The organism is Aquimonas voraii (assembly GCF_900101825.1).
Lineage (GTDB): Bacteria > Pseudomonadota > Gammaproteobacteria > Xanthomonadales > Xanthomonadaceae > Aquimonas > Aquimonas voraii.
On sequence record NZ_FNAG01000004.1, the window covers coordinates 33,037 to 48,720 of the forward strand.

At 67.8% G+C, this 15,684-nt stretch carries 11 protein-coding genes; 8 read left to right on the plus strand and 3 right to left on the minus strand.

Annotation, left to right across the window (positions count from 1 at the left end):
* Positions 1-136: 136 nt before the first annotated feature.
* Positions 137-2,503 carry a S9 family peptidase gene (locus BLP83_RS08960; RefSeq protein ID WP_091241587.1) on the plus strand — a complete coding sequence of 789 codons (2,367 nt, stop codon included), beginning with the start codon at positions 137-139 and terminating at the stop codon, positions 2,501-2,503.
* A gap of 831 nt (positions 2,504-3,334) precedes the next feature.
* Here the strand turns inward: BLP83_RS08960 and BLP83_RS08965 are convergent.
* The 3 genes from BLP83_RS08965 to BLP83_RS08975 form a co-directional block, all read right to left on the minus strand.
* Complete coding sequence (locus tag BLP83_RS08965; protein WP_091241590.1) at positions 3,335-5,098, minus strand: S8 family serine peptidase; 1,764 nt, start codon at positions 5,096-5,098, stop codon at positions 3,335-3,337.
* A 294-nt stretch (positions 5,099-5,392) separates the two neighbouring features.
* The gene (locus BLP83_RS08970; RefSeq protein ID WP_091241592.1) at positions 5,393-5,977 is read right to left on the minus strand and encodes a uracil-DNA glycosylase family protein; all 585 of its coding nucleotides are present in this window, start codon (positions 5,975-5,977) and stop codon (positions 5,393-5,395) included.
* Positions 5,978-5,993: 16 nt separating this feature from the next.
* Positions 5,994-7,394: an FAD-binding oxidoreductase gene (locus tag BLP83_RS08975; RefSeq protein ID WP_091241594.1), complete on the minus strand. Its 1,401-nt coding sequence runs from the start codon at positions 7,392-7,394 to the stop codon at positions 5,994-5,996.
* Between the two features lie 148 nt (positions 7,395-7,542).
* On the opposite strand from BLP83_RS08975, the gene BLP83_RS08980 reads away from it, so the two are divergent.
* From BLP83_RS08980 to BLP83_RS09005, 7 genes are all read left to right on the plus strand, one after another.
* Complete coding sequence (locus tag BLP83_RS08980) at positions 7,543-8,235, plus strand: response regulator transcription factor (protein ID WP_091241597.1); 693 nt, start codon at positions 7,543-7,545, stop codon at positions 8,233-8,235.
* On the plus strand, positions 8,195-9,514 hold the full coding sequence (locus tag BLP83_RS08985; protein WP_091241600.1) for a sensor histidine kinase: 1,320 nt from the start codon (positions 8,195-8,197) through the stop codon (positions 9,512-9,514). The genes BLP83_RS08980 and BLP83_RS08985 overlap by 41 nt, the downstream gene beginning before the upstream one ends.
* 122 nt (positions 9,515-9,636) lie before the next feature.
* Positions 9,637-9,873, plus strand: coding sequence for a hypothetical protein (locus tag BLP83_RS18275; RefSeq protein ID WP_143006623.1), 237 nt, complete (start codon positions 9,637-9,639; stop codon positions 9,871-9,873).
* An 81-nt stretch (positions 9,874-9,954) separates the two neighbouring features.
* On the plus strand, positions 9,955-10,356 hold the full coding sequence (locus BLP83_RS08990; RefSeq protein ID WP_091241601.1) for a hypothetical protein: 402 nt from the start codon (positions 9,955-9,957) through the stop codon (positions 10,354-10,356).
* Between the two features lie 185 nt (positions 10,357-10,541).
* Positions 10,542-12,818 (plus strand): ABC transporter permease, encoded by a 2,277-nt coding sequence (locus tag BLP83_RS08995; RefSeq protein ID WP_143006624.1) that lies wholly within the window; start codon positions 10,542-10,544, stop codon positions 12,816-12,818.
* A gap of 302 nt (positions 12,819-13,120) precedes the next feature.
* Positions 13,121-14,065, plus strand: a complete 945-nt coding sequence (locus tag BLP83_RS09000) for a hypothetical protein (protein ID WP_091241605.1) — start codon at positions 13,121-13,123, stop codon at positions 14,063-14,065.
* A gap of 336 nt (positions 14,066-14,401) precedes the next feature.
* Entirely contained in the window at positions 14,402-15,652 is a 1,251-nt protein-coding gene (locus BLP83_RS09005; protein ID WP_091241610.1) for an efflux RND transporter periplasmic adaptor subunit, read from the plus strand.
* The last annotated feature ends 32 nt before the right edge of the window (positions 15,653-15,684 follow it).

The window sequence follows — 15,684 nt, forward strand, 5'->3', positions numbered from 1 at the left end:
CGCCGCCAGCGTACGGGGTGGTCTGGCAATGGTCGTGGACCGCATCGCCACCGGCATCCATGCCCTTCGGCGGTGTTGCGCGCGCGGGGCCGCGACTAGGCTGCCGCTTCCTCCACTGCCTGCACGGAGCGCTTCGATGCGCCGACTGCCCCTGCGCCTGAAAGCCACCTTCGCCCTGTACTGCGCCGCGCTGCTGCTGCCGCTTGCCGGCAGCGCGCAGCCGCTGGACCTCGAAAAGATCATGGACGACCCGGCCTGGATCGGGCCGCCGGTCGAAAACCCGCACTGGTCGCTGGACGGTCAGGCCGCGCTGTTCCAGCTGAAGCGCGCCGACAGCCCGCTGCGCGATCTGTATCGCGTGGGCTTCGATGGCAGCTCGGCGTCTAAACTGGCCGATGCCGATCTGGGCGGCGTGGATGCGCCCAATCCGGTGTTCGATGCAGCGGGTGAGCGCGCGCTGTTCCTGCGCGATGGCGATGTGTTTCTGCGCGAGATCGGCAGTGGCGCTCTGCGCCAGCTGACCCGCAGCGAGGTTGCCGAAGCCGCGCCCGCTTTCATGGCCGACGGCCGGGTGATGTACCGCGCCGGCGCCGACTGGATCGTGCACGACCTCGGCACCGGCCTTGCCGGGCCGATCGCGGTGCTCAAGGCCGAGAAGGACCCGGCCGAGGCGCCGAAGGCCGACGACCTGCGCGACATGCAGCTGCGTCTGATCGGCACGCTGGCGCGCGAGAAGGCCTGGCGCGATGCGCAGGCGGCGCGTGAGTCCGAACTGCGCCGCGGCCTGTCCACGCGCATCGCGCCGCCGGTCTATCTGGGCGACTCGGTGACGATCGCCGACAGCGCGCTCAGCCCGGATGGCCGCTGGATGCTGGTGGTCACCCAGCCCAAGGGCAGCGAGCCCGGTCGCGTCGGCAAGATGCCGAAGTACGTCACCGAGAGCGGCTACGAGGAGAGCGAGGACGTGCGCGTGCGCGTCGGCCGCAATCCGCCGGCCGGGCAGGCGCTGGTGCTGGTCGATCTGGCCGACGGCAAGACCTACCCGCTGGATCTGAAGGCGCTGCCGGGCATCGACACCGATCCCCTGGCCGAGCTGCGCGCGGCGGCTGGCAAGGAGGCGCTGAAAGGTTTGCGCCCGGTGCGCGTCAACGCGATGGAGTTCAGCCGTGACGGCGCGCGCGCCGCGGTGATGCTGCGCGCGGTCGACAACAAGGACCGCTGGATCGCCGAGGTGCAGCGCGAGGGCCGCGCGCTCGAAACCCGGCACCGCCTCACCGACCCGGGCTGGATCAACTGGAACTTCAACGAGTTCGGCTGGCTGCCCGACAACCGCACGCTCTGGTACCTGTCGGAAGAGGACGGCTACAGCCACTTCTACACCCGCCGCGGCGATGCGCGACCCAAGCAGCACACGCGCGGCAGCTGGGAGTTCTCAGATCCCGTCATCAGCCGCGATGGCCGCCAGGTCTACGCGCTGGCCAACCGGGAATGGCCGGGCAAGTACGACGTGGTGCGGCTTGATCTGGGCCGCGACCGCATCGAGACGCTGACCTCGCTCGGCGGCGTCAACGGCTTCGTGCTCTCGCCCGACGAGCAGCGGCTGCTGCTGCTGTACTCCGAGCCATACCTGCCGCCGCAGCTCGGCGTAATGGCGGCGAGCGGCGGTGCAATGCGCGCGCTCACCGACACCCGCAGCGAGGCCTACAAGGCGCAGACCTGGCTTGCACCCGAATTCGTGCAGGTGCCCAGCCGCCACGGTGCAGGCCATGTGTGGGGCAAGTACTACGGCCCGGCCCGGCTGGAACCGGGCAAGCGCTATCCGATCGTGCTGTTCGTGCACGGTGCCGGCTACCTGCAGAACGTGCACCTGCGCTGGTCGCAGTACTTCCGCGAGCAGATGTTCCACCAGCTGCTGGTGGAGAACGGCTACATCGTGCTCGACCTCGACTTCCGCGCCTCGGCCGGCTACGGCCGAGACTGGCGCAATGCGATCTACCGGCAGATGGGTCACCCGGAGCTGGAGGATTACCTCGATGGCATCGAGTGGCTGGTCGAGAACCGCCAGGGCGATCGCGCCAACGTCGGTGTCTACGGCGGCAGCTACGGCGGCTTCATGGCCTTCATGGCGATGTTCCGCGAACCCGGGGTCTTCCATGCGGGTGCAGCCCTGCGGCCGGTCACCGACTGGACGCAGTACAACCACCCCTACACCTCGAACATCCTCAACACCCCGGACATCGACCCGGAAGCCTTCCGCAAGAGCTCACCGATCGAATACGCCGAAGGCCTGCAGGGCCACCTGCTGATCGCCCACGGCATGATCGACGACAACGTGCTCTACCAGGATTCGGTGCGTCTGGCCCAGCGTCTGATCGAGCTGCGCAAGGACCACTGGGAGCTCGCCAGCTACCCGCTGGAGCGCCACGGCTACGTGCATCCCGAGGCCTGGTTCGACCAGTACCGGCGCATCTTCAAACTGTTCGAGCGGGTGTTGAAGGACTGAGCCTCGCGCAGTCGCCCGGCCCCGCACGAATGGCGGCGGGGCCGGGCGTCTCGACGATCGTTTCTAAAGAGCGATCGGTTCGCCACGACGGTCCGTTCGCCACGATCACCCTAGGGTGGGCCCTGGCCCACCGAAGCTCCACGCTCGCCCCGGCCCCATCCCGATCAATCGGGCGAATGCGATGCGCGCCGGGCCAGGGCAACTTGAGGGCGTCTTGCCTCCGTCGAGGTGCATCGAGTGCAGGGTCACTGCGTCTTGAATCGCGTACCGAGGCGAGTGTCGAGGGCATGGTGGGCCAGCGCCCACCCTATGGCGCTGCGTATCTTTTCCGCATGCCAGCGCGTCGGCGCGGTGCTCTGCGGAGCCCGGGCCGGTCTCCAGCTTCCAACACGTGTCCCGCCTGTCGCGAGGTTCCGGTACATGCGCTGCGCTTATGTGCTCTTCGCGCACATCTGGCTGCCGCTACGTTTGCTGCAAGGCGTCTCTCGAAACCGAGGGTTGGATACGCTGCGGTGCACGCGCTGCGCATAGGTGCCCTTCGCGCATACCTGGCTGCCGCTACTTTTGCTGCAAGGCGTCGCTCGAACTCGTGGGGTGGATAAGCTCAGCGCATCCACCAGCCGCGAGCCTCGGGTTCCAGCAAGACTCGCACGCGGGCGCTCTCTCTGGGCCCGAGCGCTCAGGGGCGTGCGGCGCAGCTGACGCGTCGCGCTTCGAACGGACTCCATGCTTCGCGGCGCAGGGTGCAGAGCCCTCACTCCGGCACCTCCAACGAAAAGGCCGGCGGGTTGCCCCGCCGGCCTTTCGCTCATCAATCACTCCGTCGAGCTCTTACGGGCGCTGCATCCAGAAGTTGTAGCTGCCCGAACCGCTGTAGGAGTACACGCGCCAGCGGTAGTAGCCCGCCGTGCCGCTGTAGGTCACGTCTTCGTTGGAGCTCGAGCTGGTGCCGGTGCGGACGTTCGACCAGCTGCTGCCGTTCCACTTCTGCAGCGCCAGATCGAAGTCGGCGCCGGAGGCCGGGCCGCGCAGCCAGCCGCGGTGGGTGCCACTCGCCGAGCTGTAGTAGTAGCTGCCGCCCGGGATGAAGGCCTGGGCGCCCGAACCCGAGAGCGTGCCGCTGTAGGCTTCGCAGCTGGTGCAGGGCGCGGTCGGGCCGGTGCTGACGGTGACCGTGCGGCTGGTGCTGTTGGCCTGGTTGGCGGTGTCGCGCACGGTCAGCGTGGCGGTGTAGGTGCCGGCTGCGGCATAGGTGCGGCTGGCGGTGGAGCCGGTGGCGGTGGCGCCGTCGCCGAAGGTCCAGCTGTAGCTGCTGATGCCGTTGTCATCGGTCGAGCCGCTGCCGTTGAACGAGCAGGTCAGGCCCGAGCAGCTGAAGGTGAAGCTGGCGGTCGGCGGATTGTCGGCCGGCGGAGTACCGCCGCCGAAGATCGAGTACAGCAGGCGGTTCGGCGAGCCGGTGCCGGCGCTGGTGACCTTGTTCGGCGTGCTGTTGTTGATCAGCGCGGTGGCCACCTGGGACGGCGTGGCGCTCGGGTTGTTGGCCAGGTACAGGGCGGCGGCGCCGGCCACGTGGGGCGAGGCCATCGAGGTGCCGCTGATGGTGTTGGTCGCACTGGTGCCGGTGTACCAGGCCGACAGGATGTTCGAGCCCGGCGCGAAGATGTCGAGGCAGGTGCCGAAGTTCGAGAAGCTCGAGCGTGCGTCGGTATTGGTGGTGGAGCCGACGGTGATCGCCACCGGCGCGCGCGCCGGCGAGTAATTGCAGGCGTTCGAGTTGTCGTTGCCGGCCGCCACGACCACGGTGACGCCGGCATTGTGCATGCGGGTCACGGCGTCATCGGTGGCGGTCGAGGCGCCGCCGCCCAAGCTCATGTTGGCCACGGCGGGCTTGATGTGGTTCGCCGCCACCCAGTCCATGCCGGCGATCACGCCTGAGTTGGTGCCCGAGCCGTTGCAGCCCAGCACGCGCACCGGATGGATGATGGCGCCCTTGGCGATGCCGTGGGTGGTGCCGGCGACGGTGCCGGCGACATGGGTGCCGTGGCCGTTGCAGTCTTCGGTGCCGCGGCCGTCGCTGATCGCGGTGTAGCCGTTGCCCATGCGGCCGCTGAACTGCACGTGGCTGCCCAGCACGCCGGTGTCGACGATGTAGGTGTGGACGTTGCTGGCGGTGGTCAGGTACTCGTAGCTGCCCGACAGCGGCAAGTTGCGCTGGTCGACGCGATCGATGCCCCAGGTGGCGCCGGTCTGCACCGCCGAGGTGCTGACGTAACCGTCCTGCTCGACATAGGCCACGCGGGCGTCGCCCAGCAGCTCGGCGATCTGCTTCTCGCTGGCGCGGACCACGAAGCCCGGCAGCACGTGCGAGTAGGCCATGTCGACCTGTAGGCCGAAGCGCGAGGCCATGTCGACGGCCAAGGAGCTCACGTCGGGACGGCGCGAGGAGGTTTCGCCCGCAAAGCGGACCAGGTCTTCCTTGAGAACGACGATGTACTGGCCATCGACAGGCTTGCTGGCGCGACGCAGCTCGGAGGCGGCGGCAAGACCCGGCAGCGCCATGGCCACGGCCACGGCGAAACAAAGCTTCTTCATCTGGTGTGACTCCCCGTTGAGTGCAGCGGATAGGACCGGCAGGAGCGGATGCTCTCTGGTACCGGCGCTCAGCACGGGGTCGACGTGTCCATGTGAGTTGGCGCCAGCCTCCCCCCGGAGACTGTGCCGGGCGTCATGCCCCGCGATCGCGAACCGGAACCTATGTCGAGCTGCCGTGATGTGTCAATCTGCAAACGCGCAATCAACCCATTCGTCCCCGATCCTCCGGGTAAAGCGTGATGAAACTCGCGCTTGGTGGCTTTCGTGTGAGTCCGTGCACATTGTGAATGCGCGTCAGTCCGCAAGTGACTCGACCACAGCGCGCCGCAGTGCGGGCACGACCTCGGCATCGAACCAGGGATTGCTGGCCACCCACAGCTGATTCCTCGGGCTGGGATGCGGCAGCGGGAAGTAGCGCGGCTGGTAGCGCGCATGCTCGCGCACGGTGTCGGTGAGGGTGCGGCCGCGCGCGGCGCCGAGAAATCCGGCTTGCGCGTAGTGGCCGATCAGCAGGGTGAGGCGGAGGTTGGGCAGCAGCGGCAGCAACTGCGGATGCCAGGTCGGCGCGCACTCCGGCCGCGGCGGCAGATCGCCGGCCGTGCCCTTGCCCGGATAACAGAAGCCCATCGGCACGATGGCAATACGGCGGCCGTCATAGAACTGCTCGCGATCGAGGCCCAGCCAGTGGCGCAGGCGGATGCCGGAGGCGTCATTCCAGGGGATGGAGGATTCATGCACCTTGGTCCCCGGCGCCTGGCCGACGATCAGCAGGCGCGCGCTGGCCTGCGCGCGCAGCACCGGATTCGGACCCAGCGGCAGCTGCGCTTCGCACAGGCGGCAGGCGCGGATGCGCGCCAGCAGGGCATCGAGTTCGCTCATCCGTTCGCGCCCATCCTCAGTCGAAGTCGGGCAGCAGTTTGCCCGGATTGAGCAGACCCTTGGGGTCGAAGGCGCGCTTGACCGCGGTCATCAGCTCCAGCGTGCGTGCATCCACCGCGGCGCGCATGAAGGGCCGCTTGGCCAGACCGATGCCGTGCTCGCCTGAGAGCGTGCCGTCGAGCGCGATCACCAGCCCGAACAGGGCTTCGAGGCAGGCCTCGGCGGCGGCATCGCGGCCGGGCTCGGCGGGGTCGTACATCAGATTGACGTGGATGTTGCCGTTGCCGGCGTGGCCGAAGTTGACGATGCGGATGCCGTGCTTCTGCGCCAGCGCGCGCACACCCTCGATCAGCTCGGGCAGGCGCGAGACCGGCACCACCACGTCCTCGTTGATCTTCTTGGGCGCCAGCGAACGCAGGGCCGGCGACAGCGCCTTGCGTGCCGCCCACAGGGCCTCGCTGTCGGCGGCATCGCGCGCGACCTGCAGATCATTCAGGCCGTGGCCTTCCGCGGCACGCGCCACAGCGGTCGCCGCGCGCTCTATGCCTTCCGCATCGCCATCGACCTCGACCAGCAGCAGGGCCTCGCCGGGCGGCAGGCCGAGGCCGCGAGAGCGCACCAGGGCCAGCGCCTCGCCGTCCATGAACTCCAGCGCGCAGGGCGTCACCGGCTGGGCCATGATCCGCGCCACCGCCTGCGCCGCGGCGACGATGTCGGCGTAGATCAAGCGAAGGCCGCGACGCAGCGGCGGCAGCGGCGTGAGCTTCAGTGTGGCCTCGGTGATCAGGGCCAGTGTTCCCTCCGAGCCGATCAACAGGCGGCTCAGGTCGAAGCCCACCGCGCCCTTGCTGGTCGGCGCGCCGCAGCGGAAGGCGCAGCCCGAGCCATCGACCGCGCGCAGGGCCAGCACATTGTCGCGGCAGGCACCGTACTTCACCGCGCGCGGCCCGCCAGCATTGCACGCCAAGTTGCCGCCAATGGTGGAGTAGGGCGCCGAGGTCGGGTCTGGCGGCCAGAAGAAGCCCAGCGGCGACAGGGCCGCCTGCAGGTCGCCGTTGAGGACGCCGGGCTCGACTACGGCATAGCGGTCGGCGGTGTTGATCTCGACGATGCGGCGCATGCGCTCGAAGCTCAGGGCCACGCCGCCGGCGATCGGTACGCTGGCGCCGGTGGTGTTGGTGCCACGGCCGCGCGCGGTGATCGGCAGGCCGTGCTCGGCGCATGCAGTCACGAGGGCGGCGACCTGGTCCGCGGTTTCCGGCAGGGCCACCGCCAGCGGCAAGGCCTGGCGCTTGCTGTTGTCGGCGCTGTAGGCGATGCGATCGGCCGTCTCCAGCAGCAGGGCCGAAGCAGGCAGGGACTCCCGCAGCGCGCGCAGCGCAGCAGGGCTCAGCGTGGTCGGCCAGCTCGTGATCATGCGCCGAGTGTATCGGCAGGGCCGCAGGTGAACGAAGCGTGCGCAGGGCTGTCCACCCGGGTCGCGTTAACCGTTAACCTTGCCGAGCGGCGCCGTTCACGCCACCGCGCCAGCCCGCGCACCTGCGCCCCACCACACAGCGGACCCCATGCGCATCCTGGTCATCGAAGACAACACCGACATCGCCGCCAACCTCGGCGACTACCTGGAAGACCGCGGCCACATCGTCGACTTCGCCGCCGATGGCGTGACCGGCCTGCATCTGGCCGTGGTCAACGAGTTCGACGCCATCGTGCTCGATCTCAATCTGCCCGGCATGGACGGGCTTGAGGTCTGCCGCAAGCTGCGCCAGGACGCGCGCCGGCAGACGCCTGTGCTCATGCTCACCGCCCGCGACGCGCTGGAGCAGAAGCTCGCCGGCTTCGACGTCGGCGCCGATGACTACCTGGTCAAGCCCTTCGCCCTGCAGGAGGTCGAGGCCCGGCTGACCGTGCTGGCGCGCCGCGGCAAGGGCCAACAGCCGCGCGTGCTGGAAGTGGCCGACCTGCGCTACAACCTCGATACGCTCGAAATCACCCGCGCCGGCAAGTCGATCAACCTGAACCCCACCGCGCTCAAGATCCTGCAGTGCCTGATGGAGGCCAGCCCCTCGGTGGTGACCCGGCAGGAGCTGGAGACCCGCGTCTGGGGCGAAGAACTGCCCGACAGCGATTCCCTGCGCGTGCACATCCATGGCCTGCGAGCGGCGCTCGACAAGCCCTTCGACCGCCCGCTGATCCACACCCGCCACGGGATCGGATATCGCCTTGCCGACACCGAAGCAGTTCAGACGCCGGCTTAGAAGCCGGATCATCATCTCCTTCCTCATTCTTGGCAGCGGGCTCACGGCTCTGTTCGCCGTGGCCACGATCGGCCTGCGCACGCGCCTTGAGAACCAGCTGGTCGACAACTGGCTGGCCCAGGAGGCGCAGAACTTCGTCGATTTCAAGCGCCTGAACCCGGCGCCGGATGCGCAATTCCAGTTCTCGCGCCAGATCGAGCTGTTCATCGTTCGCAGCAACCGCCAGGAGAGCGTGCCCTTTCGCTGGCGCGAGCTGCCCGAGGGCGTGCACCAGGTGGTCGAAGCGGGGCCCGACGGCGAACCCACCGAGTACAAGTTGGCGGTGCATCGCGCCTCCGACCTGGTCGGCTTCCTGCGCTACGACTACTCCAAGGAGGCGCTCGGCCAGCGTCAGCTGATCACCACCCTGATCGCTGCGGTGGCCCTGTTCTCGGCGCTTGCCGGCCTGATCGGCCTGTGGTCCTCGCGCCGCGTGATGCAGCCGGTGGCTGAGCTGGCGCGCCGCGTCGAGGGCTACAGCAGCCGCAGCGCGCCCGAGAAGCTCGCTCCGCACTTTCCGGATGACGAGGTTGGCCAGCTGGCCAGCGCGCTCGATGACTACGCCGATCAGCTGACCGAGCGGGTGACCCGCGACCGCGAGTTCAACGCCGACGTCAGCCACGAGCTGCGCACGCCGCTGGCGGTCATCCGCGGCGCGGTCGAGCTGATCCAGTCTCAGCCCGACCTGAACGACAAGACCCGCCAGCGCCTGCAGCGCATCGAGCGCGCGGTGCAGCAGTGCACCGACCTCATCACCGCGCTCTTGATGCTCTCGCGCGGCGAGCGCGGCAGCGGCGCCACGGACCTGCGCCGCTTGGCCGAACAGCTGGCCGAAGCCAACCGCGTCAACATCGGCTCGAAACCCATCGAGGTCATCGTCGAAGGCCAGCAGGGCGTGCTGGTCGACGCGCCCGAGGCGATCCTCGCGGTGGCCTTGGGCAACCTCATCGTCAACGCCTTCAAGTACACCCGCGAAGGCGAGATCCGCATCAGCGTGCTGGGTGATCGCGTGGAAGTGCGCGACACCGGCCCCGGCATACCCGAGGAAGAAGCCGCCCGGCTGTTCGAACGCGGTTATCGCGGCAGCAGTTCGGAAGGCAGCAAGGGCGGCGGTATTGGCCTCGCCATCGTGCGGCGCCTCTGCGAGCTCTACGAGTGGAAGGTCAGCCTGGCGCCGCGCACGGATCGGCAGGGCGCGATTGCGACGCTGGAGTTTGCGGTGTTTATGCGGAAGGGGTAGGGCGGGTTATTGGTGAGCCTGTCAGATCTGACAGGTTGACAACTTCACCAATCGGCTTGCCCGGCAGAAAGTTGACAGACCCTTGCGTCAACTGCTTGACGGGCAGGGGGGGGTGGCCAGTAGTGTTCGCAGTCGTCGCGATTGGCGACGTTCAGAAGATTGACAATATGAAAGCTAATATTGCGAGCCTTGTCGTGGCTCTCGTGGTCGGCGTGGCGTCCCTCGTCGCCACAACTCAGGCAAGCGCGCTTCCTGCTGGTTGGACGGAGGGCGGCTGCTTTGGTCGCGACCGAATTGTGTTTGGTCCCAACGGCTCCTACATCATCTATCACAACAGCATCCGCTGCCAGATTCCGTAAGCACCAAGGGGCGCTCCCCGTCGCCATGTAGGCGCGCCGGGGAGCGCTTCTCAATGACCTCTTTCCCCTTGCGGAGATCCCGTGCGCCTGTCACTCACGCTTATTCTCGCGTTGCTCGTTGCGCCTCCCTTGAGCGCGGCGGAACTTCCGACCGTGGACCGAACCGAGTTTGATCGACTGTGGCGGGTAGCAACCGAGCGAATGGCGCCTACCGCTCCGCCTCTTGCGATCGAGACAGCGCAGCTGATTCGCAAGCACGGGGAAATCGTGATCGAGCACGAGTTCGTCATTGACGGGGAAGGGACGCCTAGCGGCTACAAGCTTCTCTCGATCGAGCCACCCGACGTCGATCCGCGCCCGTTTATGGCAATGGCTATGTTCTGGAGATATCGGCCTGTTGAGGGAGTGCCCCCAACGCCGGTGCTGTTCCGAGACACGGAGCGGTTCCGTATGCCAAAGCCTGCGGCTGAGGGCGAAGAGTGAGCTTTGCGCTCGGATCAGCAGCAACCTTGTGCGTGTGTGGCGTGATGCACTGATGTGACATCGCTATCGTCTCAAGGAGCCCGCTGTTGTACTTGATCAGGTCAGTTCGCAGTCGCGCAACGAGCTTCGCGCTGTCCGTGTTGGGTCTCGCCCTCGCTTTAGCCGCCGTCCTCTCGGTGCAACGTATGTCTGTCGTCGTCGGCAGCGGGGAATTGAGTGGTACCCGCTTGTACGGCCAACCGGTCAGCGTCTTCACTTACTCCGCAGCACTTGACTTCGAGATGTTCCTCTCGCAGTTGACGATCCGAACGCTTGAGGAACGGCTGCAGGGCAGCGGAACACTGATCGGCGCATCCGGTACTCGCGCAGTTCATGGCCGAGTCGGTGGCGAGGTCGAGACCCTGCACGTGGATCTGGTGTCCCCGCGCTTCTTCGAATCTCTGGGTGTCGAGGTCCATGGTTGGCCTGCAGACCAGCGCGTTTTGGACCACAGCACTGCGGTGGTGTCGCAGCGCTTCCTCGCCGAGCGTCGACTGCAGCAGACCCCGGACTACATCGAGATCAAGGGTCGTCGCCTGCGCGTGGTAGGCGTGGCGCAACGCTTTACAGGCCTGTTCGATCACTACACCGACGTCTGGATCGACTGGTGGCACGCGCCCGGCATCCTCTACGACGAAGACGCGCGTCGACATCTGGACTACACGCCCTTCTTCTGGTCCGTCGCCCTGCCCACGGCAGGCCGTGAGGCCGAGTTCCGCACCCGCCTGCAGACCGCGATCAGCGAGCCCGAGGGGCTGTCGATCGACCCGCCCTTCGACAGCCTGCGCATCATCCCCGGTATCACCAACCAGACCCAATGGCGCAACCTTGCCGATGCCAGCCTTGATGCCTATCAGGCGATCGCGCTCGTTGCGCTTTGCGCGGCGGTGCTGAATCTGGCGGTGTGGGCGGCGCTGATGCGGGTGTCGCGGGCGCGCGAGGAGTGGACCCTGCTCAGCCTGGGTCTGCCGCGGCACAAGCATTTGATGCTGCGACTGGGCTATGTGCTGGTGGGACTGATTCCAGCCTTGGTGCTGGCGGCGGCCTTCGAGCCGCTGTTCGTCAGCCTGCTGGCTTCGGACTCGGCCGTGCATCTGCTGCTGAAGGACGCCGCCAAGTCCGACGCCGGCTTTGCTTGGCGGGCATGGTTACTGAGCGGCGGCCTCGCCCTTCTGGTTGTTCTGGCGGTGGCGAATCTGGTGGAGCGCGCCGCGGGCCTGCGCTTCGGCGCGCCGGCCCTGCGCGAAACCAGCCCCGTGCTGCGCGGCGTGTTCCGCGGCCTGACCGTGGCGATGGCCGTGGCCAGTTGCGCGGCCCTGCTGCTCGGCTACTGGGCGCTGTCGACCTCGATGGCGCGCCAAGGCGAGCTGGCGGGCATGGACAGCGACAGCACCTGGACAGCGCAGGCCAAGGCCACCGATTCCAAGGGTGACTTCGGCTTTGCCGACAGCGCCGAGCGCGCGCTGCTGGCCGAACAGCTGCGCGAGCGTATGCCGCAAATCGAGCGCGTGGGCTTCGGCACCCTGCGGCCGTTCGCAGAGGGCGAGGGGCCGCTGAACAGCTACACCCTGCCCAACTCGCCCGACACTACCTTGCGTCTGCGGCTGAACCAGATTGAGGGCGATGCGCTGGAGGCGATGGGCCTGAAATTGGTGGCCGGGCGAATGCTGCCGGACTCCGGCTATGCGCTGGAGGTGCTGCTGGACCAGCGAGCTGCGGCCGATCTGGCGCGACGTCTCGGCAAGCCCAGCGTGCTGGGTGAACTGCTGCGCGATGCCTCCTCGATGGATTACGAGATCGTCGGCATCGTCGAGGCCATGCCCTACAACATGGAGCTGGCCAGCCCGCTGGGCACGGTCTACCAGCGCATGGGCTCGATGGTGCCGAGCTTCCATGTGCTGATGCGCGGCGGGGTTGGGACTGCCGATGTCGAACGCGCATTCTCCGAACCTTTCACTGTCTCCGCGCTGCGCTTCAAGCTGGAAGAGCCGCAGCATCTGCCGGCGCTGGCCGAGCGCGCGCAGGCGCGCTACCGCGCACGTCTGCTGTTCGCCACAACAACAGCGGGTGTCACCCTGCTGATCGCGCTATTGGCTCTGGTGTCGATGGTGGTGGTGGAAGCCCGCGCCCGCAGCCATGCCCTGGCGGTGCGCGCCTGTCTCGGAGCGCGCCCACTGAACCTGGCGATACATGCCTTCCGCGGCCTGCTGCTGGCGCTGGGGTTCGGCGCGGTGCTGGGTGGCCTGGTGGCGCTGGCAGCGACGCGCAGCATCCCCGCGCTGGCCGCGATCGGCACCGGCAGCGCCCTCGACATCGGCCTGCCCGTGCTGGCATTGCTGCTGCTCGGCGTTCTGATCTGCGCCCTGGTCCTGGGCCTGCAGCAGCGCGGTGCGGCGCTGTATCGGAGGCTGCAGGCGGAGTGATCCGCAGAGCAAGCCTCCAGGCGCACAGGCTGCGTTCGGCGTTAGACGTCTTCCAAGCGCGCGGGTGAATGCGCTGCGCCTGGTTTTTCTATGACCGCGACTGACCCACTGTCTTTCTCAAGACAGGCGAACGAATCTCGCGAGTAGACATCGCGAGAGCACGTGACTCATCTCTGCACGGTTTCTCGTCGAGCTGGATGACGCGGCCTGCGAATCGAAGGGTCGCGCCGCCACCGGCGCGCGGGAAAGGGCAGGCGCCTGTGGAGAACTTCTTCGCCCGCTCTCCAATGAGGAAGCCTTCGATGAACTGCAAGCGTTCATTCTTCCGGCGTGCGCTGGCCCTGTGCATCACGCCGCTGGCCTGCACCGCGGGGCCATCCGTGCCCGGGTCCGCTGCCAGCCTTACCGCCGAGTATGAAATCAACGGTGCCGGAACCTGGAACAGTCGCGATGGCGTGCTCGCGCGGGAATGGCGGGTCGCCGACCGCTATGCGCTGACCGTACGCATGCAGGCGCGCGCGGCGTCGGGCTTTGCCGCCCTGCATGGCATGGCCGCAGGGCAGCAGGCGGCCGAGGGCCAGCGCAATGCCGCCGCGATGCGGGCGGCACAGAACATGGCGCCGATGATGGACGATGCGATGAAGATCGCGGAGCGCTGCGGCGAGGACGAGGCCTGCCTGATGCGCGAGACCATGAAGATGGCCGAAGGGATCGACATGAACTCCGCGGCGGTGCGCGGTGCCCGCGCCGATGTCGCCGTCGCCAGTCGAGCGCCCGCAGACCGCTACCAGGTGTTCGAGCCGCTCACGGTGAGTGGCCGTTTCGAGATCGATGAATTCCTGAAGGAAGCCGACCGCGATCCGATCTGCGCGGGTCGTCCGGCGGCAAGCTGTCACCGCCAGGTCACGCTGCGTCAGTCCGGAGAGATCACCCTTGAGGGCAAGGCCAACCCGCCGGGCGGCTCGGTCGTGGAGGTCGACCTCGAAGGGGGTTCGCTGCGCTTCGCCCTGCCTCTGCCCTATCCCGTGGCCGTGCAGGAGTCGGTCACGTCCGACAAGCCCGGCAGTTTCAGCGGCGAACGCGAGGCGCATCGATTCCTGACCGACCAGCGGCTCGATCTCGACATCACCCACGCCTGCGGCGACGGCTGCCGCAGCGCGCGCGGCAGCCGCAGCTACGAGATCGTCGACCAGATCAGCGGGCAGCCGGCACGGCTGACGGTGAACTGGCGCTTCCAGCGCGAGTAGGCGGCGGCTGCCACGAGGCGTCGCCGCAGCCCAGGGGTTTGGTCTATCGCGCCGCGGCGGCCTCTTCCCGGGGCTGGGGAGGTGTGTTCCTGTGCTCGTGCCGACCGCCTGGCCTGTTCCGGAGTCCTGGCCAGGGCCCAGGGGGCAGCCCTCCGCGGCTGTCCCCTGTTGGACGTGCACGTCTGGCGGGTGATGGGATTCGTCCGAGCGTCCAGAAGCGGGCAGGTCATTCTTGGGGAGGCTGTTCGAAAACGGACACAGCGCCCTTCTATGCGGCGCATCTGATTGATTTGGCGATGCAAATCGACTTGGCATACGGCGTGCTAGGTCCTGGGCATGGACATCCAGCGCATCGATCTCAAGCAGAAGGCCCGCCGTCGCCGCATCGCCTATGTGGCCGGTGGAATCATCGCCCTTGTCGCCCTGGTCGGATTTGTCAGCCGACTTGACCCCGCAGCGCCCAGCGTGGCCGAGGCCAGCCTGTGGATCGACACGGTGAAGCAGGGCGACATGTTGCGCGAAGTGCGCGGCCCCGGCGTGCTGGTGCCGCGCGAGATCCGCTGGATCGCGGCTGAAAGCAATGCGCGGGTCGAGCGCATCGTGGTGCGGCCGGGCGCACAGGTCGAGGCCGATACGGTCATCCTTGAACTGTCCAACCCCGAAGTGATCGATCAGCAGCTGGCCGCCGAGTCAGCCCTGACGGCCGCCGAGGCCGATTTCACCGCGCGCCAGGTCGGGCTGGAAAGCCAGCTGCTCGATCAGCGCGCCGCGCTGGCCGGCATCCGCGCCGACTACGAGGGCGCGCGACTCACCGCCGAAGCGGAAACCGAGCTGGCTGGCCGCGGCATCATCTCGCGCATCCAGGCCCGGCGCAGCGAGCTCGCGGCCGAGCAGCTCAAGCTGCGCACCGAGATCGAAGTCGAGCGCATCGCCAAGTTCGAGCAGACCATCCGCGCCCAGCTCGCCGCCGAGCGCGCGCGCATCAACCAGCTGAAGAACGTCGCTGATCTTCGTCGCCGCCAGGCCGAGGGCCTGCAGGTGCGCGCCGGTATCGCCGGCGTGCTGCAGCAGGTGCCGGTGCAGGAGGGCCAGCAGGTGGTCGCCGGTACCAATCTGGCCCGCGTCGCCAAGCCCGGCGCATTGATGGCCGAGCTGCGAATCAGCGAAACCCAGGTCAAGGACATCGTGCACGGCCAGAGCGTTCGCGTGGACACGCGCAACGGCGTGGTCGCAGGCACCGTGGTGCGTATCGACCCGGCCGTGCAGAACGGCACCGTGCTGGTCGAAGTCGACTTCACCGAGGCCCTGCCCGACAGCGCGCGTCCGGACCTGAGCGTCGACGGCACCATCGAAATCGAGCGCCTCACCAACGTGCTGCACGTGGGTCGCCCCGCCTACGGCCAGCCCGAGAGCGAAGTGCGTCTGTTCCGCATCGACGAGGACGACCAGGCCCACCGCATCCCGGTGCGCCTGGGGCGCGCCTCGGTCAACCAGATCGAAATCGCCCAGGGCCTGAACCCCGGCGACCGCATCATCCTGTCGGACACCTCGCAGTGGGATGGGTATGAGCGTTTGCGGATCGATTGATCGCTGGGAGCCGGGATTCGGGATTTGGGATT